The 25,140-nt window shown below is 73.0% G+C and carries 20 protein-coding genes; 13 read left to right on the forward strand and 7 right to left on the reverse strand.

The window, feature by feature from the left end:
• The first annotated feature begins 418 nt into the window (after nt 1–418).
• From SCAB_RS21150 to SCAB_RS21175, 6 genes are all read left to right on the forward strand, one after another.
• A complete protein-coding gene (locus SCAB_RS21150; RefSeq protein ID WP_013002121.1) occupies nt 419–1,381 on the forward strand; it encodes an ATP-binding protein in 963 nt (320 codons plus the stop codon).
• Nucleotides 1,382–1,935: 554 nt separating this feature from the next.
• On the forward strand, nt 1,936–4,989 hold the full coding sequence (locus SCAB_RS21155) for a SpoIIE family protein phosphatase (protein WP_013002122.1): 3,054 nt from the start codon (nt 1,936–1,938) through the stop codon (nt 4,987–4,989).
• A gap of 273 nt (nt 4,990–5,262) precedes the next feature.
• The gene (locus SCAB_RS21160; protein ID WP_013002123.1) at nt 5,263–7,908 is read left to right on the forward strand and encodes an SdrD B-like domain-containing protein; all 2,646 of its coding nucleotides are present in this window, start codon (nt 5,263–5,265) and stop codon (nt 7,906–7,908) included.
• 275 nt (nt 7,909–8,183) lie between these two features.
• Nucleotides 8,184–8,861, forward strand: a complete 678-nt coding sequence (locus SCAB_RS21165; protein ID WP_231885103.1) for a L,D-transpeptidase family protein — start codon at nt 8,184–8,186, stop codon at nt 8,859–8,861.
• A gap of 37 nt (nt 8,862–8,898) precedes the next feature.
• Nucleotides 8,899–9,414, forward strand: a complete 516-nt coding sequence (locus tag SCAB_RS21170; protein ID WP_013002125.1) for a DUF3515 family protein — start codon at nt 8,899–8,901, stop codon at nt 9,412–9,414.
• Between the two features lie 17 nt (nt 9,415–9,431).
• Complete coding sequence (locus tag SCAB_RS21175) at nt 9,432–10,031, forward strand: TlpA family protein disulfide reductase (RefSeq protein ID WP_013002126.1); 600 nt, start codon at nt 9,432–9,434, stop codon at nt 10,029–10,031.
• Here SCAB_RS21175 and SCAB_RS21180 read toward each other — a convergent pair.
• The 3 genes from SCAB_RS21180 to SCAB_RS21190 form a co-directional block, all read right to left on the reverse strand.
• A complete protein-coding gene (locus tag SCAB_RS21180; RefSeq protein WP_013002127.1) occupies nt 9,991–11,040 on the reverse strand; it encodes a hypothetical protein in 1,050 nt (349 codons plus the stop codon). The genes SCAB_RS21175 and SCAB_RS21180 overlap by 41 nt on opposite strands.
• A gap of 121 nt (nt 11,041–11,161) precedes the next feature.
• Complete coding sequence (locus SCAB_RS21185; protein WP_013002128.1) at nt 11,162–11,932, reverse strand: L,D-transpeptidase; 771 nt, start codon at nt 11,930–11,932, stop codon at nt 11,162–11,164.
• On the reverse strand, nt 11,922–12,425 hold the full coding sequence (locus tag SCAB_RS21190; protein ID WP_037723288.1) for a SigE family RNA polymerase sigma factor: 504 nt from the start codon (nt 12,423–12,425) through the stop codon (nt 11,922–11,924). Before SCAB_RS21190 ends, SCAB_RS21185 begins: the two co-directional genes overlap by 11 nt.
• A gap of 152 nt (nt 12,426–12,577) precedes the next feature.
• Here SCAB_RS21190 and SCAB_RS21195 point away from each other — a divergent pair, with 152 nt between their 5' ends.
• From SCAB_RS21195 to SCAB_RS21210, 4 genes are all read left to right on the forward strand, one after another.
• Complete coding sequence (locus SCAB_RS21195; protein WP_013002130.1) at nt 12,578–13,591, forward strand: L,D-transpeptidase; 1,014 nt, start codon at nt 12,578–12,580, stop codon at nt 13,589–13,591.
• Between the two features lie 157 nt (nt 13,592–13,748).
• A complete protein-coding gene (locus tag SCAB_RS21200; protein ID WP_106437289.1) occupies nt 13,749–14,324 on the forward strand; it encodes a hypothetical protein in 576 nt (191 codons plus the stop codon).
• Between the two features lie 130 nt (nt 14,325–14,454).
• Nucleotides 14,455–15,009 carry a SigE family RNA polymerase sigma factor gene (locus SCAB_RS21205; protein WP_013002132.1) on the forward strand — a complete coding sequence of 185 codons (555 nt, stop codon included), beginning with the start codon at nt 14,455–14,457 and terminating at the stop codon, nt 15,007–15,009.
• Nucleotides 15,010–15,080: 71 nt separating this feature from the next.
• Nucleotides 15,081–15,842, forward strand: a complete 762-nt coding sequence (locus tag SCAB_RS21210) for a hypothetical protein (RefSeq protein ID WP_231885104.1) — start codon at nt 15,081–15,083, stop codon at nt 15,840–15,842.
• 7 nt (nt 15,843–15,849) lie between these two features.
• Here SCAB_RS21210 and SCAB_RS21215 read toward each other — a convergent pair whose 3' ends face one another.
• From SCAB_RS21215 to SCAB_RS21230, 4 genes are all read right to left on the reverse strand, one after another.
• Nucleotides 15,850–17,202, reverse strand: coding sequence for a helix-turn-helix domain-containing protein (locus tag SCAB_RS21215; RefSeq protein ID WP_013002134.1), 1,353 nt, complete (start codon nt 17,200–17,202; stop codon nt 15,850–15,852).
• 127 nt (nt 17,203–17,329) lie between these two features.
• On the reverse strand, nt 17,330–18,715 hold the full coding sequence (locus SCAB_RS21220) for an outer membrane protein assembly factor BamB family protein (protein ID WP_013002135.1): 1,386 nt from the start codon (nt 18,713–18,715) through the stop codon (nt 17,330–17,332).
• Nucleotides 18,712–19,266, reverse strand: a complete 555-nt coding sequence (locus tag SCAB_RS21225) for a SigE family RNA polymerase sigma factor (protein WP_013002136.1) — start codon at nt 19,264–19,266, stop codon at nt 18,712–18,714. Before SCAB_RS21225 ends, SCAB_RS21220 begins: the two co-directional genes overlap by 4 nt.
• Nucleotides 19,267–19,454: 188 nt before the next feature.
• Nucleotides 19,455–20,213 (reverse strand): mechanosensitive ion channel family protein, encoded by a 759-nt coding sequence (locus SCAB_RS21230; RefSeq protein WP_013002137.1) that lies wholly within the window; start codon nt 20,211–20,213, stop codon nt 19,455–19,457.
• A 319-nt stretch (nt 20,214–20,532) separates the two neighbouring features.
• Between SCAB_RS21230 and SCAB_RS21235 the strand changes: the two genes are divergently transcribed.
• The 3 genes from SCAB_RS21235 to SCAB_RS21245 all read left to right on the forward strand — a co-directional run bounded on the left by SCAB_RS21235 (nt 20,533) and on the right by SCAB_RS21245 (nt 25,098).
• Nucleotides 20,533–22,494: a YncE family protein gene (locus SCAB_RS21235; protein WP_013002138.1), complete on the forward strand. Its 1,962-nt coding sequence runs from the start codon at nt 20,533–20,535 to the stop codon at nt 22,492–22,494.
• A gap of 227 nt (nt 22,495–22,721) precedes the next feature.
• Nucleotides 22,722–23,489, forward strand: coding sequence for a response regulator transcription factor (locus SCAB_RS21240; RefSeq protein WP_247194745.1), 768 nt, complete (start codon nt 22,722–22,724; stop codon nt 23,487–23,489).
• A gap of 79 nt (nt 23,490–23,568) precedes the next feature.
• Entirely contained in the window at nt 23,569–25,098 is a 1,530-nt protein-coding gene (locus SCAB_RS21245; protein WP_013002140.1) for a sensor histidine kinase, read from the forward strand.
• Nucleotides 25,099–25,140 lie beyond the last annotated feature (42 nt).

The raw sequence follows: 25,140 nt of genomic DNA on the forward strand, positions 1-25,140 counted from the left end.
GGCCGTGCCCGTCCGGGGCCGCGCCAGGGTGTGAGTGGTCGAAGAAAACACTGGGCCCAAGGGTCACTTGAGCCACAGAGTCTGCACATCGTTTACCACTGGGTAGGGGCTGTCAACCTCGGGAAAAGACGCCTCGGCCCCCGGCTCCGCCGCCGCCTCGGAGACGACCACGCCCTCGGTGTCACACATTTGGGACACAAGGGGAATCAACTCCTCCGAGTTCTCACGGCGACCTCACGAGTGCCCCAACGGCGAGTCGGAGCACCGTAAAGGGCTCACCAACCCGCCGGGCCTCGCGGGTGAGTTGATATGGGGCGGATTTGACAATCCTGTCCCTCGCTCCGGACGCTACGTTCATGACATCCATTTTCATTATCGGCGTCAACGGTGCCGCCGACGGCGAGCGGGGTGACGGTCCATGCGCGTGGCCTTCGTAGGCAAGGGCGGCAGCGGCAAGACGACGCTCTCCGCGCTCTTCGCCCGGCATCTCGCCCGCTCGGGAGCGCCGCTCGTGGCGATCGACGGGGACATCAACCAGCATCTCGCGCACGCGCTCGGCCTTGACGAGAGCGAGAACTTCGGCGCCCCTGCGCTCAGTTCGCGCACCGGCGAGATCAAGGACCATCTGCGCGGCACGAACCCGCGGATCGTCTCGCGCGAGGCCATGGTGAAGACGACCCCACCGGGGCGGGGTTCGCGGCTGCTGCGACTGCTCGGGGACGACGAGGTCCACGGCCGGCACGTCGCCCGGGTGGACGGTGTGCCGCTGATGGTCACCGGCGCCTTCGACGAGAGCGATCTCGGCGTGGCCTGCTACCACTCCAAGCTGGGCGCGGTGGAGCTGTACCTCAACCATCTCGTCGACGGGCCCGGCGAGTACGTCGTCGTCGACATGACCGCCGGCGCGGACGCCTTCGCCTCCGGCCTCTTCACCCGGTTCGACATGACCTTCCTGGTCGCCGAGCCGACCCGGAAGAGCGTGTCCGTGTACCGGCAGTACCGGGAGCACGCCGCCGAGTTCGGCGTCCCGATCGCCGTCGTCGGCAACAAGGTCACCGGCGAGGACGACCTGCTCTTCCTCAAGGAGCACGTCGGTGACGACCTGCTGGCGTACTGCGTGCAGTCGTCGTACGTCCGCGCGCAGGAACAGGGGCGGCCCCAGGGCGAGCTGGAGGCGCACAACCTGCACACGCTGACGCAGCTGAGGGCTGCCGTCGACACCCGTACGAAGGACTGGGTCACGTTCCAGCGCCAGGCCGTCGAGTTCCACCTCCGCAACGCCGCCGCGTGGGCCGACGCCGCCACCGGGCACGACCTGGCCGCCCAGGTGGACCCCGAGTTCCGGCACGGGCCGCAGGCACCGGCCGCCGTCCGTCCCTGACGGGGACAGGAACATCCGTCTCGCCCGACGTCGGTGAACTGCGCGCGGGTGACGGCGGGTTCGTCGGCCGCCCCGGTCGCCGGAGTCCCGCGACCGGAGTCCCGCAGACCCGAGGTCCCGCAAACCCGAGGTCCCGCAATCCGGAGTCCCGCGGCCGCTGACGCCTCGATGCCGGGCTGACCTTCCCCCGCCCCCTTCGCGCCCTTCCGCGGAGGGGGCGCTTGTTTCGACACGCCGGAGCTTGGGGGGCGTACGGGGGCGCACTACCGGCGTACGGCTGCATGGATGATGGCGGACGGGAGTGCCCGCGTGTGCGGAGCGGGGGTGTACGTGCAGCCGGCTTCGTCCCGATGGCGCCCGATCCGGCACGATCCCGCCCGGGCGTGGGGGACTCGTGCGCGGCGGTCGGGTGCCCGGTGAGCGCTCGCGGCGCGCCCGGTCCGTGCGCCGCGGCGTGCGACCGCGCGATTTGCGCCGTCACGAGTTGGCCCACCTGCGATCACACAAGGTGAATAATGGGGCCTGAGGGCGTCTCAGCGACAGAGAGGGTCGCCGTGGGGACCGACAGGGACAGTGCCGTTTCCCGTCAGCGCTTCGACGTGGCCGATGCCGCGCCGTTGCTGATCGACGCGGACGGGTTCGTGACGAGCTGGACCCGGGACGCGGAGCTGCTCTTCGGGTATCCGGCGGCCGAGATCCTCGGCCGCAGCGTCCGCACGCTCCTGCTCGACGAGGACCACGAACGCATCGGCCTCCTGGCCGAAACGCATCGGGCCCTCGGCGGCTGGTCCGGCATCCTCACCGCCCGCCACCGCGACGGCCACCCCCTCAAGGTCATGGTCCGCGTCGTCCCCACGCACGAGGCGACCTCGACGGGTCACACGGGTGGCTCAGCGCCGACGGACGACCCTGCGGCGATGAGCGGCCCCTGGGCGGTGAGCGCCCCCGGCCCGGCAGCGGCCACCCGCACCGCGGGCACCTCGCCGGCTCACCCGGGCCCGGCGAGCGGCACGGCCCCGGCACACGGCTCGGGCCCGGCGGGAAGCTCGGCGCGGCCGGCGTACGGCTCGGGCCCGGTCGGCTCCACCGGGGCGTCCGCACCCGCTGGCCGGTCCGCCCCCCGCCCCGGCCGTCCCTCCCTGGACCGGCCCACCCCGCCGTCTCCGGCCCAGGGGGCACCCCCGTCCCCTTCCCACGCCGGGCCACCGTCTCCCGCCGCACCCGTCCGGGGGCCGGCTCCCGGGGGCCCGGCCCGGCACGGACCGCCCCCGCCCAAGCCCGCCCCGCCACGGCCCGAGTCGTCCCGGTCCGCCGCTTCGGGCGCGCCGCGGACGGCACCCGGGGGCGGCGCGCGCCCGGCTCCGGTGCCCGGCTCCTGGGCGGCCGCCCAGGGCGGGCCCGCGGTCCGGCAGACCGTGTCCGGACCCGGCTCGCCGTCCGCCCGCCTGCCCTTCTCCCCGTCCCCGGCGCCCTCCGGCCCCGATCCGCTCAGGGCGGCCCACTGGGTGGCCCTCGTCTCCGATGCCTCGGACGCTCCCGGCTGGGACATGAGCCGGACGGTGCTGGAGCGGATGACCGCGTGGTCGCCCGTGGGCATAGCGATGGTGGACACGGAGCTGCGGTTCGTGTGGTCGAACGCGGCGCTGGAGCGGTTCGGCGGCGGCCGCGCGCACGAGCGCGTGGGGCTGCGGCTCGCCGAGGTGCAGCCCGGCCTCGACGCCGAGCGCATCGAGGCGCAGATGCGCAAGGTGCTGGAGACGGGCGTCCCGGTGCTCGACTACGAGCACGTGGGCCGGCTGCGGTCGGCACCGCACCGCGAGACCGCGCACGCCATGTCGTTCACCCGGCTGGAGGACGACCACGGGCGCCCGATCGGCGTGTACTACACGGTGGTCGACGTCTCGGAGCAGCACCGCGCCCGTATCCGGCTGGCCCTGCTCGACCGGGCCGGTGAGCAGATCGGCCGGACCCTCGACGTGGGCCGGACCGCGCAGGAGCTGGCGGACGTGGTCGTGCCGACGCTCGCCGACTTCGTGACCGTGGACCTGCTCGACTCGGTACTGCGGGGAGCCGAGCCGGGCCCCCTCGACGACGATTCCGTCCCGCTGCGGCGGGTCGCCCAGCAGTCCGTGCACGACGGGGTGCCGGAGGCCGTCCTGGAGGTCGGCGCGTTCGCCTCGTACGCGGCCGGCTCGCCGCCGGTGCGGGTGCTCGTCGAGGGCCGCTCGTGGTCGGAGCCGCGGCTGGACCCGCTGTCGGCGGAGTGGGCCAAGGCCGTGCCGGGGGGCCGGGCGCTGCCCGCGGAGGCGCTCCGGCTGCACAGCGTGATGATCGTGCCGGTGCGGGCGCGCGGCATCACGCTCGGCATCACCACGTTCTTCCGGCGCGACCGGCTCGACCCCTTCGACGCGGTCGACCTCGGCCTCGCCGAGGAGCTGGTCGGCCGGGCCGCCGTCTGCGTCGACAACGCCCGCCGGTACACGCGCGAGCGCGACGCCGCCCTCGTCCTCCAGCGCAGCCTGCTGCCGCGCCGGCTGCCCGAGCAGGACGCGGCCGAGGTCGCGGCCCGCTACCGGCCCGCCGACGAACTCACCGGCCTCGGCGGCGACTGGTACGACGTCATCCCGCTCTCCGGCGCCCGCGTCGCCCTGGTCATCGGCGAGGTCGCGGGCCACGGCATCGACGGCGCCGCCGCCATGGGCCGCCTCCGTACGGCCGTCCGCACCCTCGCCGACCTGGATCTGCCGCCGGACGAGGTGCTCGCCCACCTCGACGACATGGTGGCCAAGTCGGCACGGCAGGAGGGCGCCGAGCCGGACGGGGGCAGCGGCCCGACGGTCGGGGCCCGCTGTCTGTACGTGGTCCACGACCCGGTGTCGGGCACCTGCGCCATGGCCGCCGCCGGACACGCGGCCCCGGCCCTGGTCGCCCCCGACGGCACGGTCACCTTCCCCGCGCTGCCCCGGGGGCCTGCGCTCGGCGTCGACCAGCAGCCCTTCGAGGCGCTGGAGCTGGACCTCCCCGAGGGCACCGTCATCGCCCTGCACACCGACGGCCTGCTCGCCGGGTCCTCCCGCGAGGCGCTGTGCCGTGCGCTGGCCCGGCCCGAGCCCTCCCTCGAACGGCACGCCCAGCGTGTCCTCGACGCCCTCGCCCCGGCCCGCCCCACCGACGACGTGGCCCTCCTGCTGGCCCGTACCCGGCGGCTGCCCGCGCACCGGGTCGCCTCCTGGGAGCTGCCGGCCGACCCGGCGCTCGTCGCGGAGGCCCGCAAGACGACCGCACGGCAGCTCGGGGTGTGGGGGCTGGACGAGCTGGCGTTCACCACCGAACTGGTCGTCAGCGAGCTGGTCACCAACGCCATCCGGCACGCGGCCGGACCCATCCGGCTCCGGCTCGTCCTCGAACGCACCCTGATCTGCGAGGTGTTCGACGGCGGCGCCACCGCGCCCCATCTGCGCCACCCGCGCACCACCGACGAGGGCGGCCGCGGTCTCTTCCTCATCTCCCAGTTCACCCAGCGCTGGGGCACCCGCTTCCTGCCCGAGGGCAAGGTGATCTGGGCGGAACAGTCCCTGGCGGAACCGCTCGCGGATCCTCCGGCCTGACCTGCCTCGGCCTACCCCCATTCCCCGCGGTACGCCATGCGGGGACGCCGTCACTGGCCCGGCCGGGTGAACATCACCCGGCCGCCGTCCGCGTCCCCGCACCCCTACCTCCCCCGAATCTCCACATTCCCGGCATCACGCCGCCGCCTCCCTTCCCTTCCGTGCCCCGTTCGGCCTGATTAGTCGCGCTTGGCACTTCATATGAATGCAGGCGTCGGCTTCGGGCACCGGGTTCCGTCGCCTCGGCAGGACATCAGGAGAAGAGGACGTGGCGTGAAGCGAAGAACTCCGGGGGGCGTGGGTCTGGTCCTGGCCGTCTCGGCGGCGCTGGTGCTCGGCCCGGCCGGCGAGGCGGTCCCGGCCGGCCCCGGCTCCGGCGGCCCGGTCGCCGGCCGGGCACCCGGCGACGGCAACGTGACCGTCCGCGTCGTCAACGACGTGGACGTCGACGGGACGTACGACACCGGGCTGGAGAAGGGCCGCGCGGGGGTACGGGTCACCCTGACCGACGACCGGGGGACCGTGGTGACCCTGACCACCAACTCCTACGGCGTCGCCTGGTTCCAGCCGTCAGCCACCACCCTGCTCGGCGGCAGGTACCGCGTGCAGGTCCACAACCCCGACCCGCGCACCCTGCAGCCGGCGATCGCGGGACTCGGTGACGGCCCGAGCGTCATGCGCAGCGGCGTCGGCTTCGTGGACGTCTCCCGGAACCGCAGCGTGACGTACACGACCGGCTTCTGGGAGCCCGGGGTCTACTGCCAGGAGAACCCCGACCTGGTGACCTGCAACCTGACCAAGGGCGACGCCCCCGACACCCACCAGGGCCTGGTGCGGTTCGCGGGGAACTTCTCCGACACCCACCCCGGCGGCACGGTCGAGCGGCTGACCAACAACACCCAGCAGGGCGCCGTGTTCGGCATCGGCAACGACCGCACCGGCAACACCTACATGGGCACACTGGTCAAGCGGCACGCGGCGTACGGGCCGGCGGGCGCGACCAACACGGTCTACCGCCGCAACAGCGCCTCCGGAGTGAGCACCTTCGTCACCCTCCCGGGCCTGCTGACCGAGCACGACGAGTCCGACGACTGGCTCCGGGACTACCCCGTCTACAGCCGGGTCGGCCGGGAGGGCCTCGGCGACGTCGACGTCTCCGGCGACGGCCGGACCCTCTACGCGGTCAGCCTCAACGACTCCCGGCTGTACACCGTGCCGATCCGCGGCAGCGGCGACGGGGTGTACCCGGGCAGGTACCGCTCGCACGTCATCCCCGAGCCGGAGGACTGCGCCGGCCGCTGGCACCCGTACGGCATCGGGGTGCGCGGCGGCCGGGTGCTCGTCGGCGGGGTGTGCGGCGCGGAGAACACGGTGACGCGCAGCGCCCCGTGGGGCGACCCGTCCGAGGTCACCGCGCACGTCTACGAGTTCCGGCAGGGCTCGTTCCGTCATCTGTTCCACACGGCGATGAACTACCCGCGCGGCTGCGCGTACCGGTTCACCGGGCTGCCCGCGAGCGTCGCCCGCTGCACCAAGCCCGCCACCGTCGGCCAGCCGCTGAGCGCCATGTGGGAGGCGTGGAACCAGCGGGTCCCCGTGCCCGGGCACCTCTCCTTCGTCTCCGCGCCGCAGCCGATCCTGTCCAACATCGAGATCGCCGACAACGGTGACCTGGTGCTGGGCTTCCGCGACCGCTTCGCCGACATGCAGGGGACGGCGACCTACCCCTTCAACGCCCGGAACAGCGGCCTGGTCCGGGCCGTCGCCGCCGGTGACGTGCTGCGCGTGTGCGCCTCCGGGGCCACGTACACGCTGGAGAACAACGCCCGGTGCGACGCGCTCTACGGGGCGCGGCCCAACAACGACGAGGGGCCGGGCCACGGCGAGTTCTACGACGACTCGACCGCCCTCACCGACGCCCACGAGGACCAGGTCACCCAGGGCGGCACGGCGCTCCAGCCGTTCCGGAACAGGCTGTGGAGCACGGTCTACGACCCCTTCGACAACCACCCCTGGGAGCAGGGCGTCCGCCGCTGGAACACCGGCAAGGGCCGGACCGAGGGCAACCTGACGGTCCAGAACACCTGGAGTGCCGACGCCGCACGGCGTGCGCTGCTCTTCGGCAAGGGCAACGGCCTCGCCGACCTGGAGATGGTCTGCGACCGCGCACCCGTCCAGATCGGCAACCGGGTCTGGTACGACGTCAACGGCAACGGGATCCAGGACCCCTCCGAGCCGCCGGTCAGGAACGTGAAGGTGACGCTCGACCCGCTGTCGCCCGGCCCCGACCTCACGGCCCGCACGGACGCCAACGGCGAGTACTACATCGGCAGCGGCCAGGGCCTGCGGCCCAACACCACCTACCGGGTCTCCTTCGACCACCGCGGCGTCGACACCACCGCGCTGCCGGGGCGGCCCACTCTCGCCTCCCTCAAGTGGACCGTGAAGGGCGCCGGTTCGAACCGCGCGATCGACTCCGACGCCGACACGCACGGCCGGACCGTCGTCCGCGTCGGCGACCCCGGTCATGTGAACCACACGGTCGACGCCGGCCTCACCAAGTCGGTGCGGCTGACGCTCCTGAAGCTGGACAGGAAGACCGACAAGCCGCTGAGCGGAGCGGTGTTCGAGCTGTGGCAGAACACCAACGGCGTGCCCGGCCTGCAGCGCGGCGGTATGCGCAAGGACCGCTTCGTCAACGACTGCGCCACCTCCCGCGCCGGCACCTGCTCGTTCGGCTCGCTGCTGCCCGGCACGTACCACCTGGTGGAGACCGACGTCCCCGAGGGCTACCTCAAGCCGAAGCAGCCGGTCACCGGGCCGTACGTCCTCACCCCGGCGAACGCCTCGTCCGGGAGCGGGCTGCTGGTGAAGCTGCGCAACCAGCGGGGAGAGGCGTGCAAGGGCAAGAAGTGCTGACGGGCCGACGGACCGGGACGGCAGACGGCTGACGGCTGACGGCTGACGGCCGACGGCTGACCCGAGCGCTCGCGGCACCGCACGGGCCGCCCACCGGAGGACATCCCGGTGGGCGGCCCGAGGCCGGTTCCCGTTCGGCCCAGCAGGACGTCTCCGGGGCGCGCGGAATGCCGTATCTCTGGGAGGGGGTTCGGCGAGCGAGTGTGTGAGTACCGGAGGCCGCTTTGACGACCCGACGAAGGACACGCAGGACCCGGATACGTACGGTCGCGGCGGTGACCTCCGCCCTGCTGGGCTGGACGGCGGTCCCCGCCGCCGCGGCGGCGCCCGCGCCGGAGTGCGTCACGCGCACCGGCCCCTACCAGTGGGACCTGGAACGCCATCTCCGGCTTCCCGCCGACGGCCGTCAGTCCCCCGCCGACTGCGTGGCGATCCGCGCGTTCCAGCAGCGCACGGGGGTGCGGCCGGCCGACGGTTACGCGGGCCTCGCCACCTACCGCACCATGCTGGTCGTGCAGGCCCGACCCGACCCGAACGCGGCCGGCAAGTGCCCGGTGCGGACGTACCAGGTGACGTGTGTGGACCTCGACCGTCAGCTGATGTGGGTGCAGGAGGACGAGCGGGTGATCTACGCGCCGGTGCCCGTGCGCACCGGCAGGGACGGCCAGGAGACCCGTACCGGCTGGCACACGGTCTACTGGAAGAACCGTGACCACCACTCCGACCTGTACGACAACGCCCCCATGCCGTTCGCCCAGTTCTTCAACGACGGGCAGGCCTTCCACGGCGTCCTCGACGACCTGTTCCGGGGCGGCTCCCACGGCTGTGTGAACCTGCGCTACGCGGACGCCGAACGGCTCTGGAACATCATGCACGAGGACGACGCGGTGTACGTGTGGGGCGTGAAGCCGGGCACGGGACGGTCGGTGCGGCCCTCCTCCGAACGAGGTTGAGCGGCGGACGCCGACGCGCACCCCGTACGATCTCGGCATGTCCCGCCGCACCTGGATCGCCGCGTCGACCGTCGGCGCCCTCGCCCTCGCCGCCGCGGTGACGGTGCACCTGCTGAGCGCACCCACCTACAGCTTCGCCGCCGCTCCCCTGGCCGGCGATCCCGCCTGCGCCCGGGTCGGCGAGCGCTACCCCGACCGGCTGGCCGGGCTGGAGCGGTCGGACACCACGACGGAGGGCGCGGCGGTCTGGGGCGACGGGGCCGTCGTCGCGCGCTGCGGCTTCCCCCGGCTCGGGGCCACCGACGACGCGTGCACCCAGGTCGACGGGGTGGACTGGGCCTGGCGTACGAGCACGGACGACGACGGCCGGGAGGTGCTGGTGACCTACGGCCGGGAGCCGTCCGTCGAGGTGCAGCTCACCGTCGGCGAGGCGGCCCCCGACGCCGTCCTCGTGGGCCTCTCCCCCGTCGTGAGACATCTCGGACAGGACAACGAGTGCCTCGCTCCCTCCGATGTCACGGCTCCCACGACACCGCCGCACCACACCCACTGACGGAGCTGGAGCACCCGATGGCCATCAGGAAGACGGCCCGGCCGGCGGCCCTGTGCGCGCTCGTGGTCGTGCTGCTGTCCGGCTGCTCGACGAGCGAACCGCTGGTGCTCGACACGGACTCGGCGCAGTCGGGCATGCCCCAGCCGTTCGAGCGCGTTCCGGTGGCCGAGCGCACGGACGCTCCCGTGTTCTCCGGCCGGACGGTCGACGGGAAGCAGGTCCGTCTCTCCGACTACCGCGGCGACGTCGTCGTCGTGAACGCCTGGGCCACCTCGTGCGGTCCCTGCCGGGCCGAGGCGCCCGCCCTGGAGCGCACGTACCGGACGTTCGGGGACCGGGGCGTGCGGGTCCTGGGGATCAGCACCGACGTCGAACGACGGAACGCGCGGGCCTTCCAGCGGGAGTTCGGCCTCACCTACCCGAGCCTGCACGACCCGAAGGGCCGGCAGTTCCTGGAACTGCCGCGCGGCATGGTGAACCCGCAGTTCCTGCCCTTCACCCTGTTCGTCGACCGGGCGGGCAGGATCGCGGGTGCCGTCCAAGCACGCCTGGACGAGAAGGAGTTGGCGGCGATACTCACGCCGTTGCTGAACGAGGGGAAGGAGGCGGGCCGGTGACGCGGGCGGGCCGCCCGGCCTCGTCGGAGTAGTCGTCCTCGTCGGCGGACGTCCCGTCCGGGGACTGCTCCTCGGAGGTGTCCTGCTCGCTGGTGTCCTCCTCGGTGGTCTCCTCCTCGGAAGGCCGAGTCGTCGTCCGGTCGTCCTCGGGACTCGTCCCCGGGCTCGCCTCACCGGTCTTCTTCGGGTCCTTCTTCGGGTCCTTCTTCGGGTCCTTCTTCGGGGTCTTCCCGCCGTTCGTCGCGCCCTGCCGTTCCTTCTCCAGGACGTCCCGGAGCCGCTTCGCGCCCGCGCGGGCGGCGTCGCGGGTTGCGGTGTCGTCGATGCCGTAGAGGCCGCCGTGGGTGACGAGGGCGGCGGTGTCGCCCACGCGGACGGTCGCGAGGTCGAAGGTGAGGGCGCTGTCCTCGCCCTCGACGTCACCGCTGACGACCAGCCGCAGGCCCTGCCGGGCGTCGCCCAGGTCGCCGGGCAGGTCCACCGGGGCGACCTCGGCGCCGTGCTCCCGGCCCTGGGAGCCGGTGATGGTGAACTTCCCGCACTCGTCGACGAGTTGACGGAGGTGTCCGAGCCGGGCGTCGACGTCGGCCCGGTCGTACGCGCCCACCTGGTAGCGCAGCTGGGCGCCGTACTCGAAGTCGTCGAAGCCCGCGACGGCCGTCCCGCCCCGGGGCTTGCCGAGGACGTCCTCGGCGTACACCGCGTCGAGGAGCTCCTGGCACTCGGGGCGGTCGGTGCGGCCCTTGAGGAGGCCGTCCCGCCAGGTCGCCGCGCCCTTGGTGCCGGCCCAGGTGTCGCCGAGGTCGCCCTGGCGGAGCAGGGCGCTGCGGGCCCGGGCGTCGGTGAGGGCGGGGGCGGACGGCGCGGAGGGCGAGGGGGAGGCCGTGTCGTCGACGGCCGCCTCGGGGAAACCGCGCGGGTGCCCCGGATCGTCGACGAAGCAGCCCGCCGCGCCCGCGAGCATCCCGAGGACCACGACCCGGGCGAGAACACGGTACGGACGACGCATGGCGGAGCCTCCCGGGAGCACGATGTTTCCGCTCCCACGCCAACACCACCCGGGCCCGCCCACCAGCGCACGGGGGCGTACGGGTGAGCCACTCCCCCGTACGGGCCCGTGGCGCCGGGCCCTAGCCCCGCCCCTCGCCCGAGGAAGGGCTGGCGGACGGGGTCGGGGGCGGGGTCGAGCGCGGGTTCCGGATGTCCACGACCGCATCCTCGGGCAGGCGTTCGAACAGCCATCGGGCGTCGGCCGTGCGCAGGCCGATCCAGCCGCTGGTGACATCGCGGGTGCCGGGGGCCTGTTCGTTGTGGGCGATGGCGGCGATCCAGAGCGACATCGGGCGCCCGGTCCGCGTCGGCGCGGGGCTCGTGCTCCCGCTGGCGGGGGTGGCGGCGTCCGCGTCGCCGAGCTGCCCCGCCTCCGTCGTGGCACCCGTGGCGACGGGCGACAACTCCACGACCCAGTTCAGGTTCAGCGTGTACCCCTCACCGATGCCGACTGTGTCGCCGGAGAACCTCGCGGTGTCGAGCTTGCGGGTGACGTTCATCAGGCCGGTCGGCGTCGGCTCGCCGTCCTTGCCGGCGGTGATGGGCAGTTCACGGCCCGCGTAGACGAGGACGCGGCTCGAGAGGTCAACCGTGACGTCGGGAGCGGCCGACGCGCTGGCCGAACCGCTGGCGGTCGTGGCCGGGCGCTGCTCCGTGCCGTGGGAGGCGGCGTTGAGGGTGAGCACGGCGGCGAGGCCGGCCGCCGCGCAGCCGCCCGCGACGGCGGCGGACGTCCGGCGCCGGCGGCGCCTGCGGCCCGCGACGGCACGGACCTCGGCACCGGAGCCGGGCGGCGGGGTCTCGGCGGTCTCGGCCAGTTCGCGCAGCCGGACGGTGAGGTCATCGGACACGGCCGTCCTCCTTCTCACCCTCGCCGGGGGCCAGTTCGCGTGCCAGCGCCGCCCGCCCCCGGGACAGCCGGGCCTTGACCGTGCCCACGGGGGCGCCGGTCTCGGAGGCTACCTGTTCCACACTCAAGTCGCACAGATGGTGCAGAACCACCGCCATCCGCTGTGCCTCCGGAATCCTGCGCAACGCGTCGACCAGTACCGCCCGCTCGGGATCGGGCCCCGGCACGTGGTCCGGGGGAGGAGTGCGGCGCACCAGGTCCAGCCAGCGGCGGGCCCGGCGCCACCGGCTCACCGCGAGCCGCATCGCCACGGTCCGGATCCATGCCTCGGGCGCCCCGTCGGCGAGGAAGTCCCGCCGCCGGTCCCAGGCCCGTACGAAAGCCTCCTGCACCACGTCCTGCGCCTCCCCGTGGTCCCCGGTGAAGGCGAAGAGCTGGCCGGTCAGCCGGGGGAACGCGGTCGCGTAGAACGTGTCGAACTCTTCCTCGGTCATGCCCCCCGCCGGTTTTCCCGAAGTTCCTCGCATCGCCGTGCAACCCGGCCGCCCCCGCCGTGCGTACAGGTCCCGTACGTACGCCACACATCGAAACACATCGCGGTGTCACACCGCGTCGGACATCTGGTCGTAAGACCACTGGGGGGACCATGACCACGGGGAACGGCGGCTCGGGGAAGAGAGCCGCGGAAGGCGGGACGACGGGGGCGGGGCGGGCCCGGCGTCTCGTCCACGCGCTCGCGGCGACGGCCGCGTGCGCGCTCGCGCTGACGCTCACGGGCTGTGCGGGGGTCGGCGAGGGAGTACGGGTCGAGGGGCCGAGCGCGATACCGAAGGCGCACGCCCGGGCGGACTCGGCGGGGGAGGGGAAGACCGGGGCCGGGCGGGCGACGCCGGCCCCCGCGCCGCCGAAGGCCCTGGAGGGGGCGCGCGTGAACATCGCCGACGGGCAGACCGTGGGTGTCGGCATGCCGATATCCGTCACCTTCGGCCGGCCCGTCGCGCCGGCCGAACGCGCACGGGTGGAGAAGGAGCTGAAGGTCGGCACGGACAACGGCACCGAGGGGTCCTGGAGCTGGGTCAAGGACCACAACCTCGCCGACGGGCAGCGCGTCGACTACCGGCCCCGCGCCTACTGGAAGCCCGGCACGAAGGTCACGGTCGAGGTGGGCGCGGGTCTGACCCGGCACTTCACGATCGGCCGCTCGCTCGTCGCCACGGTGGACGTGCGCCGCCACGTCATGACCGTCGAGAAGGACGGCTCGACCGAGCGCATCCCCGTCACCGCCGGCGCGCCCGGCATGGACACGTGGAACGGCACGATGGTCGTCTCCGACAAGCAGAGCCGGGTGTTCATGGACTCCCGCACGGTCGGCTACGGCGACTCGTACGCGGGCTGGTACGAGAACGCGGTCCACCTCACCACCTCCGGAACGTATCTGCACGAGAACCCGAAGGCCAATACGTACGCGGGCCGCCAGAACGTCACCCACGGCTGTGTGGGTCTCGCGGACGACGGCACGGCGAAGCGGTTCTACGACCAGGTCATCCCGGGTGACGTGGTGAAGGTGACCGGCTCGGAGGAGACCGTGGCCGTCGGGAACGGCTACGGCGACTGGAACCTGGACTGGGCGGAGTGGAAGGGGGGCAGCGCTCTGCGGTGAGGTGACACGCAGGGGGACGGGGCGGCGGGGAAGCCGCGGAAAAAATCGTCCCAGCCGTGTCATCCGTGCCGTACGCCTCCCGGGTTTCAGGAGTGTCAGACCAACGCACCTGAACCAACACACCTTTGGGGGTCGTCCGTTCATGACCATGACACGGATGCGCACACTCGTCGCCGTCGCAGCGCTGACCACGCTGCTGGCGGGGGCGTCGACGGCGTCGTACGCCGCCTCGCGGGGGGAGGCGGCGCACGGCGCCGGCACGGTGGCCGCCGTCGCGGAGGCCGCGACGGCCGCCCGGAAGGCGCCGACTCCGCGCATCGTCCAGCCCGGTGAGCACGTCGTCGCCGCGCCGGGCTTCGAGTTCTGGATGACGGCCGAGGGCAAGCACTGGCTGGAGCCGGACCTGCCGGACCTCCCGCAGTTCCGCAGTGTCGTCGACGGCAACATCGACCTGTCCCGGCCGGGGGTGTCCCTCCAGGCGTCCGCCTTCGAGGGGCGCTACTACCTCTCCGGCGTCTACTACGGGGGCAAGGGGACCGCTTCCCGCGTGACGGTCCGCACAAGCACGGGCCCGGTCCAGGGCAGGCTGATCGAACTGCCCGGGAAGCCGGGCTGGGGCGTCTGGTACGCCGTCGCGGATCTGCCGGCGGTGGACGACGGGCAGGAGTTCCTGCGCGGGGTGACCGTCCACGACACCGAGGGCGGCGTCTACTCCCGGCTGCGGCTGCGCTGACCGCCCTGTTCGGCGCGGCGGTGACCCTGTCGCGACGACCGCGCCGAACCGGCCGTGCGGGAGCGGGACTTGACCACCCCGCTCCCGCACGGCATGCTCCCCCGTTCCCGAGCCCCGAGGACCGCCGCCCGTGCCGCAGGAGAAACCCGGATCACCGGAGGCCGCCGACTTCGCCGCGTACGCCACCGCCGCCTGGCCCCGTCTGGTGCGCACCGCGCACATGCTGACCGGAGACTTCCACGAGGCCGAGGACCTCGTGCAGACCACCCTGGCGAAGGTGTACGCCCGCTGGCGGCGCATACCGCGCGACGACGTCGACTTCTACGTCCGGCGCTCGCTGGTCAACAACAACATCAGCCGCGTGCGCAAGAGACGCGTGGCCCACCTGCTGACGCCGTTCCTGCCCGAGCGGGTGCACGAGCGGCACGCCGGGCACGCCGAGTCGATCGCCCAGCGGGCCGCCGTCCTCCAGGCGCTGGCCGCGCTGTCGGCCCGGCAGCGGTCCGTACTGGTGCTCCGTTTCTGGGAGGACCTCGGCGAGACGGAGATCGCCCAGCTGCTCGGCTGCTCCCTCGGCACCGTCAAGACCCACCTCCGCCGGGGCCTGCAGGCCCTGCGCGCGCACCCCGAGTTCGCCGGCGCCGCCCACGCCGCCCCGTCGCCCGTCTCCGGAGCCCGCCCATGAACCAGCCCACCCCCGGGACCGGCCCGGACACCACCGCAGCACGAGGGACAGGGAACGGAGGCGGAACCGACGTGGGTACGGTCGAGGACGGCGCGCACGACGCCGGTACCGGGCGGCTGCTGCGCGAGGCCCTCGCCGACGCCGCGTACGACATCACCCCGCAGGCCGTGCCGCTGCGGGCCATCGAGCACGACGGCCGGGCCGTCCGGCGGCGGCGCCGGGCCGCCGCGCTGGGCACGGGCTGCGCCCTGCTGCTGCTCCCGTTCGCCCTGGTGCTGACGCTCCGGCCCGGCGGCCCGCCCCCCACCGTCCGGCCCATGGCGCCGCCGGCGCCGACCGCGAGCGCCTCGCCCACGCCCGCCCGGATCGCCGGACCGTACGCCGGGCAGACGCGCGTCGTCGAGCCGGGCGAGCGCGTGGACGTCGGCAAGGGCACGCAGATCTGGCTCACCGGCAAGGGCAAGCACGCGTACGAGCCGTTGATGTCCGAACTCGTCGAGTTCCAGAACCTGCTCGACGAGGACATCGACAGGAGCCGCCCGGGAGCGGCGATGCAGGAGGCGGTGTCGGGCACCGACTACGCCCTCCTGTCCGGCCTCTACTTCGGCACCCGGACCCCGGCGGCCGGCGTCCGGCTCGAACTCAGCGACGGCCGCACCCTCGACGGCACGGTCCTGCGGCTGTCCGGGAAGAAGGACTGGGGGGCCTGGTACGTGCTCACGCACCGCAAGGCGGGGACCCCGCACGCCGAGCGCCTGCGGAGCCTGACCGAGAGGGTCACGGTGTACGACAAGGAGGGCACCGTCCTCGTGTCCCGGACCTTCGACGACTGAGCCCGCGTCACAGAGGGGGCTGCGCGGGGGCCGGGCCGAGGGTGGTGGTGCCCGGGGCGGTGCGGTGGCCGAGGCCGGTGCGATAGGCGTCGAGGGCGGCCTCGACACGGCCGGAACGGCGGTACAGGTCACCGAGCAGACGGCACAGGTCGGCCAGGTCACCCGCGGCGCCCGCGCGTTCCAGCAGGCTCAGCGCCCGTACGTAGTGTTCCTCGGCGGTGTCCGCGTCCCGGGCGTCCTCGGCGATGATGCCGAGGAGGCGGTGGGCGGCGGCCGAGTGCAGGGCGCCGCGTTCGGAGCTGAGGTCGCTGAGCACCTCGCGGAGCAGCTCGCCGGCCTCCTCGGACTTGCCGCGGCGGTGCAGGACGTCGGCGAGTTCGACGGCGACCTGGCTGGTGTAGAGGGCGGCACGCTTGGCGGAGAGCATGCGGCGGGCCTCGCGCAGCTCGTCCTCGGCGCGGGCGTAGTCGCCGTTCTGGGCGTGCAGATAGCCGCGCATCCAGTGGCAGTTGGCCAGTTCGGTGCGGATCTGGAGCTGCCGGTACAGCTCCGACGCCTTGGCGAGCGAGGCGTCGGCCTCGGCGATCCGGCCCTCGGCGATCATCGTGCGGGCGACCGAGCGGTGCATCCGGGCGACCAGGGCGGGATCGCCGGACCGCGGGGCGAGGGCGAGGGCCAGCTCGGCGGCCTGGGCGGCGCGGGCGTGGGCGCCCATGTCCATGTAGGGGGCGATGACGCCGGTGTAGAGGAGCAGTAAGGCGTCCGGGTCGTGCAGGCCGTTGCGGTTCAGCTCGTCGAGGGTGGACTCGTAGAGATAGCAGGAGTAGCGGAGTTCACCGGCGAGGTAGTGGGCGGTGGCGCGACCGCGCAGGGCGGGGACACGGGCCGACAGCGGGGCGTCGCCGAGACACTGCTCGACCTGCTCGAACCGCAGCCGGGCGCTCTCCAGGTCCCCGGTCTCCAGGGCGCATTCACCGAGCCCGAGCAGCGCGTCGGCGTGCTCCGCGACCAGTGCGTGCTCCTCCGCCTCGGCGAGGACGGCCGCGAACTCCTCGGCCGCGGCCTCCGTGGCGCCGCCGGCGAGGGTGCGCTGGGCGCCGGTCAGCCGCAGCCGCAGCTCGGTGGCGAAGCCGGCGGGGCGGCCGGTGGCCAGCTCCTCGTAGTCCACGCCGAGCCGTTCGGCGATGTGCCGCAGGGCCGGTTCGGAGGCGCGGACACGGCCCGCCTCCAGGGTCGAGATGTACGCCGGGGTGTACGCCGGTTCGGCCAACTGACGCTGTGTGAGGCCCTGTTCCGTCCGCAGTCGCTGCACCCTGCGCCCGATGACCTCGGGATCGTCACGCTCGGCCGTACCTGCCATGACGTAAGCATGCCAGTAACCCCGCTTACACCGGCCGCTTTACCGCAACTCGCGCTGCCGGCCGGGACGGAGAGGCGCCGTCCCGGCCAGGAGCACGTGGTCGGCCGCCAGGGCCGGGGCCGTGTGGTCAGCCGTCCAGACTCGGCAGGAGGGAGACCATGCGGCTGCCGCTCCGGGCGATCAGGACGTCCCCGTAGACCAGTGCCTGGGGCATGGCCCCGTCCTTGCCGACGTCGATGTGTCCGCGCCAGATCCGCTCGCCCGTGTCCGCGTCGAGGCCGGACAGATCGCCGTTCGGGCCGAAGAAGTACACGACGTTCCGGTGCGCCGACACCACCGGTTTCGCCAGGTCGGGCCAGTTCGACTCGAACTCGGGCACCTTGATGCCGACCGGGGCGGTCCACAGGACCTTGCCCGTGGTGAGCGAGTAGGAGGACGCCCGGCCCGCACGGGTCACGGAGATCAGACGGTCCCCGACGAGGGCCTTGGCGACCTGTGTCCCCCGGACCGGGTAGGACAGCGGGGTCTGCCTGCCCGAGCTGTCGACGACGGTCAGCCTCTCGGTCCTCGCCTTCTGCTCCTCCTCTTCGAAGACCACGCTCGTCCGCTCCGGCACCGTGGTCAGGACGATCCGGTCCCCCCAGGTCCCGACGATCTGCTGCCTGTCGGGGAGGGACGCGACCTTGGTGGTCCGTCCGGTGGCCGGATCGAGACGGAGGAACTCGGTCGGGCCGGGCTTCTTGGTCTCCGGCGAGCACAGCAGGTACGGCACGCCGCTCAGCGCCACCCGGTCGCACCAGATGCCCTTGCCCCAGCTGTGGCGCCACTTCACCTTGCCGGTGCGCGGGTCGACGGCCGACAGCGTCCGGTCCCTCGGGGTGTTGGCCAGGACCGCGCCGTCGATGAGCACGGCGGCCTGGTCGTCGCGGTTGTCACTCGCCAGTTGCACCGACCACAGCACCTTGCCGGTGTCGGTGTTCACCGCCGCCAGGTCGGTGCCGGGGGCGTAGTTCCCGCCCGGTCCCTTCTCGGCGGTGTGGGCGCGGTAGACGTAGAGCACGCCGTCGCGCACGCCGACCGGTCGGCTCAACACGGACACGGGCCCGGAGCCGTCGCCGATCGCCTTGACCGTCCACAGCCGTTCGCCGGTGTTCGCGTCGAACTTCACGGCGTCGTACTTGTACCCGGCGCAGTACAGCGCGGAGCCGTCCACCATGCAGCCCCGGTCGACGAGGCCCCGGGCCTCGGTCCGCCACGGATGCCAGCCCTCCGGCGTCTGCGCCGCCGGCCGCACCGGCCGGTCCTGGTCGCTCCCCGGGCCGCCCCCGAACCCGAACACCGCTCCCACGGTGATCCCGGCCACGGCCGCCACCGTCCCCGCCACCTGCGCGAAGCGGCGCCGGGCACGCCTGCGTACCACCTTGTCCACCAGATCGCCGGGCGCCCGTACGCGGTCCAGGTCGACGGCGTGCAGCGTCTCCCGGATCTTCCGTTCCACCTGCTCCGTCGTCATCCCTGGACCCCCTTCGGCGTGAACGCGAGCTGCTGTGTCTGGTCCTCCGCGGGCCCGGCGGGCCCCAGTTCCGGTACGAGGGCCCGGAGCTTGGCGAGCGATCTGTGTGCCGTGCTGCGCACGGTGCCGACCGGGCACCTCAGCAGCGCCGCGACCTCGGCCTCCGGCAGGTCCTCGAAGTAGCGCAGGACGACCACGGCCCGCTGGCGCTTCGAGAGCCGGCCGAGCGCCGCCCACAGCGCGATCCGCAGCTCCGACTCGGCCCCGGCGTCGGCGTCGGTGCACGACTCGGGGAGGACGGGCACCGTCGTCTCCGCGCGGTGCCGACGCAGCCGCCAGCGGTTGACCTGCTGGCGGTACATGACCTGGCGCACATACGCCTCGGGCTGCTCGATGCTCGACCAGCGCCCGTAGACCTTCATCAACGCGATCTGCAGCAGATCCTCGGCTCCGTGCCGGTCCCCTCCCGTGAGCAGCACCGCGAGCCGCAGCAGCGCGGTGGAGCGCATCGCCACGAATTCACGGAACTCGTCGTGACTCGATGCCTTCATCGACCCTCCCCCTTCTCGGCACCCCTCACGACGTGCCGGGCCGCGCACGGCTATCCCTCTCGGAGGGAGATTGTGCGTCCGCCCCGGGAAGAGGGGGTGGCGACCGCCGAACGCACGGGTCCCCGCACCCCTGACGAGGGGATGCGGGGACCCGTGTGCGGAAGCGGACGACGCGCCGGGGGCGGCCGTCAGACGTCGGCGGTCGTCCGGCTGGCCGGGACGGTCTCGCGCGCCTCCCGGTACGCCGCCACGCTCCCCCGCGCGTGCACGGTCTCCCGCTCCACCGTCGTCAGCGCCCGCTCCCACCGCTGCCGCATCGGCCCGATCAGGCCGCCGCCCACCCCGACGACCAGGATCCCGGCGACCGTGGCGAGCGCGGCGTAGAGGACCGGGCGGGTGACGTCCTGGGCGATGCCGGCCTGGCCGAGCGCCGCGATGACGCCGAGACCGACGACGCAGGCCCAGACCGTGGTCGCGAGGGTCCGGCCGTAGGAGACGGAGGCGAGCGCGCCCCCGACGACGGCGCGCACCGCGTTGGCGATGGCCATCGCCACCACGACGAGCACGACGGCGACGACCGCGCGCGGCAGCCAGGCCACGATGTCGTTGATCATCGCGCTGACGGGGTTGGTGCCGAAGACCCCGAGCGCGAGCTGCAGGGTGAGCAGCATCAGCGCGTAGTACACGATCCGGCGCAGGATGCCGGTCAGGTCGTAGGAGGAGTCCTGGAGCAGGCGGGACGCTCCGGCACGCTCCGAGAGGCGCTCCGAGCCGGCCTTGCGCAGGAGGCGGTCGAGGACGCGGGCGATCAGTTTCGAGACGAACCAGCCGACGGCCAGGACGACGAGGAAGGCGGCGAGTTGCGGAACGAACTGCGCGACCTTGGACCAGGCGTCGTTCAGGCCCCGGGCGAAGTCGACGGACAGGTCGACGGACAGGCTGACCATGGGTGGTTCTTCCCTTCGCGGGTACGTCGGATACGTCCCCTCCCCTTGTGGATAGCAGTGGGCCGACCGGGTGACGGCGCAGTTCAGGGCCGTTCGGGTGACCGCGCGCGGGGTGCGCGGACGGCGCGCGCGCCGGAGTGGACGTGCGTCCCGTAAATGCTTTGAGTTCTCCACCACCCCCTGTGACCCTCTTGTCCGTGGCATGACTTAGTCTTCGCACACGCTTCACATGCGTCACACGCGCCGCACAGGTCGAACACACCGGCCCCGCGCGAGGACGCACCCACTTCTTCGTACCGGGGGGTTCGACACCGTGCGTATGCGCACTCTTCCGGCTGCCACCGCTCTGGCAGTCCTCTTCAGCTCCGCCGCGCTCACGGTCGCGCCGACGGCGTCCGCCGACAGCACCAAGGTCCTGCCGGTCGCGTCGAGCGCCGACATCGTGGTGGACGGCGTCCACCAGCGGGTCTTCATCAGCGACCCGACGAACGGCAAGATCGTCGTCACCGACTACTACGGCATCGTCCGCAAGCAGTTCACCAACCTGCCGGGCGTCCAGGGCCTGGAGCTGTCCGCCGACTCCGGCACCCTGTACGGGGCCGTGCGCGACGCCGACAAGATCGTGGCGATCGACACGGCGACGGAGACCGAGTCCGCCCGCTACCCGGTGGGCGACGCCCCGGTGGGTCTGGCCCTGGCCGGCGGCAGGCTCTGGTTCGGCTACGGCGCGGCCGGTGACGGCGACATCGGCTCGCTGGACCTGTCCGGCGAGGAGCCCGTGGTCGCCCTCGACCAGGACACCACCCACCTCTGGTACTACGCGCCGGTCCTGGACGCGGCCCCCGGCTCCGGCGCCCTGGTCGCGGGTGAGCCCGGCGGCAGCAAGCTGGCCGTGTACGACGTCTCCTCGGGCACCGCCTCCCGTACGGCCGCCGTGGACACGGGCGGCGGGAACATGGGCGACCTCGCGGTGACCCCGGACGGGCAGCGCGTCGTGGTGGCCAGCGGTTCCCCGTACCACCACCAGGTCTTCAAGACCTCCGACCTGACGGCGGACGGCACCTACGCCAGCGACACCTACCCCAACTCGGTCGCCATCGCGCCCGACGGCACGGTAGCGGCGGGCATCGACGGCATCTACGAGCCCGACATCTACATCTACGAGCCCGGCTCCACCACCTCCGTCCGGGAGTACGACTTCCCGAACACCGGCAGTGGCAGCGGCGGCGACGAGCTGCCCGACTCCGGCCTGGCCTGGGCGCCGGACGGCTCCCGCCTGTTCGCGGTGACGTACAACGACGAGGGCGTGTACTCGCTGCGCACGCTGGACGCCCCCACCAGGGCGCTCACGACGCTCACCGTCAACGCCCCCGCCACGGCCACCCGCGCCAAGAAGCTCACGGTCAAGGGCAAGATCACCTCGAAGGCGGCGTTCCCGGCCGGGGTGAAGCTGACGGTGACCCGCACCGACCTGGAGTCCACGTCCGGCAAGGCCCTCGCCGCGGTGACCGTGGCCGCCGACGGCAGCTACGGCTTCTCCGACACCCCGCCGGCCGGCGGCAAGGTCAAGTACACCGTGAAGTACGCGGGGGACGCGGACCACACCGCCGCGTCCGCCTCCGACACCGTCGAGGTCTCGCGGGCGACGCCCACGCTGACCCTGGACAAGAACCGCAAGACCTACTCCTACGGCGCGGACGTGAAGTTCACGGCGCACCTCGGCACGACGTACAAGAACCGCAAGGTCGAGATCTGGGCCGACCCCTACGGCTCCGACCGGCCGAACAAGCTGGTGAAGTCGGGGACGGTGAACTCGCAGGGGAACCTGTCGGCCACCGTCGACCTGAAGCGTGACACCAAGCTCTCGGTGAAGTTCGCGGGAGACTCGCGCTACAAGGCGAGGACGGTCACCAACACCGTCTACACCAAGGTCAAGATCTCGTCGTCGATCTCGGGCCACTACAAGACGCAGACGGCCTGGGGCCACAAGTACCACTTCGTCCGCAAGTCCAAGGACCCCGTCCTGAAGACCGTGATGACGTACTACCCGAACCGTCAGCAGCGCCTCCAGCTGGAGTACTACTACGACGGCGCATGGCGGGACTGGGGCGCCCAGTACTTCGAGCTCGGCACCTCCGGCGGGTCGAACATCACCCTCACCGGCACCCCGACCACGAACATCCGCTTCCGTTTCCGCTCCGAGTACCGCGACACGGCCTCGGGCGACAACGTCAACACCACGACGTACGGGGCCTGGAAGTACTTCATCTTCACCGACTAGACGCAGGTCACGGCAGTACGGCGAGCGCCGACGGGCGGATCCACGGGTCCCCCGGCGGCGCTCGCCGCTGTCCCGGGCAGGGCGGGCGGAGGGGGACGAAGGCGGGGAACGGGTCGTTCCGGATCAATCCGGAACCGCTCTCCGTTACCTGCCGGTACGTGTGACGATACGGACTCTGCCGAAACTTGAGATCTCAATTTGAGGTCACGGCCGCAAAGGAACAGGACATGACCACCCCTGTGCCCTCCGCCCCATCAGCAGTCCCACCAGCCACTTCCGCCGCGCAGTCCCCGTCGGCGGGCACCGCGGCACCCACCGGGCGCCTCCTCGTCGTGGACGACGAGGAGGGGATCAGGTCCATGCTGACCATGGCGCTGGAGTTCCTCGGATACCAGGTGACCGCGGCGGCGACCGGGCGTCAGGCACTGCAGGCCGTCACCCGCCACGACCCCGATCTGATCCTCCTCGACGTCAACCTCCCCGACCTGGGCGGCTTCGAGGTGTGCCGGACCCTGCGCGACCGGGGCAACGCGGTGCCGGTCCTGTTCCTCACCGGACTCGGCGGTGTCGACGACCGGGTGCGCGGCCTGGACATGGGCGGCGACGATTTCGTCACCAAGCCGTTCGAGCTGAAGGAGGTCGCCGCCCGCGTCCGCGCCCTGCTGCGCCGGTCCGGCGGCGGACGGCCGGCCCCCGACCGCAACCGGCTGCGCGCCGGGGCGATCCAACTCGACGCCGACGCCCACCAGGTCTGGGCCGCCGACCGGCCGGTCGACCTCACCACCACCGAATTCGCCCTGCTGCGCTACCTCATGGAGAACCCCGGCCGCGTCCTGTCCCGCGGCCAGATCCAGGAACGCGTGTGGAACCACCGCGACGAGGGGTCGGGCGTCGTCGACACGTACATCTACTACCTGCGCCGCAAACTGGGCGAGCCGGGCCAGTCGCTGATACGGACGGTCAGGGGCGTGGGCTACCAACTGTGCACGCACTGAGGGAGGGAGCCGCCGGGGGAGGGGCGGGCGACGATGGCGAGGGCCACGGAAGGCTGGACGGCGTGAACGGGCTGGTCGGATGAGCGGGTTCACCGGACTGGGCGAGAACATCAGGGCGGCCGGGCTGCTCGCGCCGAGTGACACGTGCCTCCGGCCGCTCCCCGGCCGCCCCCTGTCGCCCGTGGAACAGCCGATCCGCCCCCATCGCGCGGGCCGGCGCACCGTCGGCTTCTGGCTGATCGCCACCCTCGCCACCCTGGGCGCGGTCGCCGCCCTCTCCGCCCACACCCTCGCCCAGCAGCTCACCGCCCGCACCGACCAGGAGATAGCGCGGGCCGGCGCACTCGGCGGTTTCGGTGGTCCGGTCGCGGCTGCGGGGGCGGTTCCGGGTACGCGTCCGGGTGCCCGGGAGGCTCCTGCGCCGGGCCCGGAGGTGACCACGGCCTCGCTCCCGCCGTCCGCGGCGGTGACGGCGTCGGCACCCGTACCGGCGCCGCCCCCGGCCTCGGCGTACGCCCCCGCGCCGGCGCCCGCGCCCACCACCGCCCCGGCCCTCGTCCCGGCCCCGCCCGTCGGCCGGAACGACCTGGTTCTCGTCCTCGACGCCGAGGGCAGGGTCGTGGAGCGCCACCCGGGGTCCAAGGGGCTCCCCGCCTTCCCGACGCTCACCCCCGCCCGGCTGCGGACGTACGCGGCGCGCACCAACCCCTCGGCGTTCGGGGGGAGTTACCGGGCCCTGGTGGTGCGGGTGCCGCGGACGGACCGGAACCACGCGGGCGGCTACGTCGTGATCGCGAGGTCGACGGCGGAGGACCGGCGGGCGGTCGAACGCCTCCTCCGGGTCGAGACGGCCGCCGCGCTGCCCCTCCTCGCCACCGTCCTGTTCGGCGCGCGCCGGCTCGGCCGCCGTGAGGTCAGGGAGCGGGAGGACACCGAGCGGCGGCTGCGGGAGTTCATGGCGGCCGCCGGGCACGAACTGCGCAACCCGCTGACCACGATCTCCGGTTACGCCGAACTCGCCCGGGTCGGCGATCCCGCGTACGAGCCCATGCGGCAGGAGGCGCTCGGCCGGATCGCCACCGAGGTCGGCCGGATGAGCACGCTCATCGACGAACTCGTGCTGCTGACCCGCCTCGACCTCGGCCAGCCCCTGCAACTGACCTGCGTGGACCTGGCGCAGCTGTGCCGCGACGCGGTCTCCGCCGCCCGCGACTGCCACCCCGGCCACCCCGTGCGGCTGCTGCTCGCCCCCGGGGACCACACGGTCACCGGCGACCCGTTACGCCTGCATCAGCTGGTCGCCAACCTGCTGGCCAACGCGCGGGTCCACACACCGCCGGGGACGACGACGACCCTGGGGCTCGGCACGGAGGACGGCCACCGGGTGATCGAGATCCTGGACGACGGCCCCGGCATCCCGGACGACCTGCGCGCCCGGCTGTTCGACCCCTTCGTGCGCGGTGAGGAGACACGGGCCGCCGGAAGCGGGCTCGGCCTCAGCATCGTCGCGGCGATCGCGACGGCCCACGGCGGGACGATCACGCTGGAACCGTCCCACGCGTCGCACCGGGGGGCGTGGTTCAGGGTGCTGATCCCGGCCTCGTCCTGAGTGACCCGCCGTGGCCCACGGGTTGTGACCGGGGGTGGACTT

It is taken from the genome of Streptomyces scabiei 87.22 (assembly GCF_000091305.1).
Classification (GTDB): Bacteria; Actinomycetota; Actinomycetes; order Streptomycetales; family Streptomycetaceae; genus Streptomyces; species Streptomyces scabiei.

Coding starts and splice junctions, on each gene's coding strand:
- SCAB_RS21225 (WP_013002136.1), bottom strand. CDS start 19,266: ATGAAGGCATCGAGTCACGACGAGTTCCGTGAATTCGTGGCGATGCGC.
- SCAB_RS21220 (WP_013002135.1), bottom strand. CDS start 18,715: ATGACGACGGAGCAGGTGGAACGGAAGATCCGGGAGACGCTGCACGCC.
- SCAB_RS21215 (WP_013002134.1), bottom strand. CDS start 17,202: ATGGCAGGTACGGCCGAGCGTGACGATCCCGAGGTCATCGGGCGCAGG.
- SCAB_RS21200 (WP_106437289.1), top strand. CDS start 13,749: ATGCGCACACTCGTCGCCGTCGCAGCGCTGACCACGCTGCTGGCGGGG.
- SCAB_RS21240 (WP_247194745.1), top strand. CDS start 22,722: ATGACCACCCCTGTGCCCTCCGCCCCATCAGCAGTCCCACCAGCCACT.
- SCAB_RS21235 (WP_013002138.1), top strand. CDS start 20,533: ATGCGCACTCTTCCGGCTGCCACCGCTCTGGCAGTCCTCTTCAGCTCC.
- SCAB_RS21190 (WP_037723288.1), bottom strand. CDS start 12,425: ATGACCGAGGAAGAGTTCGACACGTTCTACGCGACCGCGTTCCCCCGG.
- SCAB_RS21175 (WP_013002126.1), top strand. CDS start 9,432: ATGGCCATCAGGAAGACGGCCCGGCCGGCGGCCCTGTGCGCGCTCGTG.
- SCAB_RS21230 (WP_013002137.1), bottom strand. CDS start 20,213: ATGGTCAGCCTGTCCGTCGACCTGTCCGTCGACTTCGCCCGGGGCCTG.
- SCAB_RS21170 (WP_013002125.1), top strand. CDS start 8,899: ATGTCCCGCCGCACCTGGATCGCCGCGTCGACCGTCGGCGCCCTCGCC.
- SCAB_RS21245 (WP_013002140.1), top strand. CDS start 23,569: ATGAGCGGGTTCACCGGACTGGGCGAGAACATCAGGGCGGCCGGGCTG.
- SCAB_RS21150 (WP_013002121.1), top strand. CDS start 419: ATGCGCGTGGCCTTCGTAGGCAAGGGCGGCAGCGGCAAGACGACGCTC.
- SCAB_RS21195 (WP_013002130.1), top strand. CDS start 12,578: ATGACCACGGGGAACGGCGGCTCGGGGAAGAGAGCCGCGGAAGGCGGG.
- SCAB_RS21180 (WP_013002127.1), bottom strand. CDS start 11,040: ATGCGTCGTCCGTACCGTGTTCTCGCCCGGGTCGTGGTCCTCGGGATG.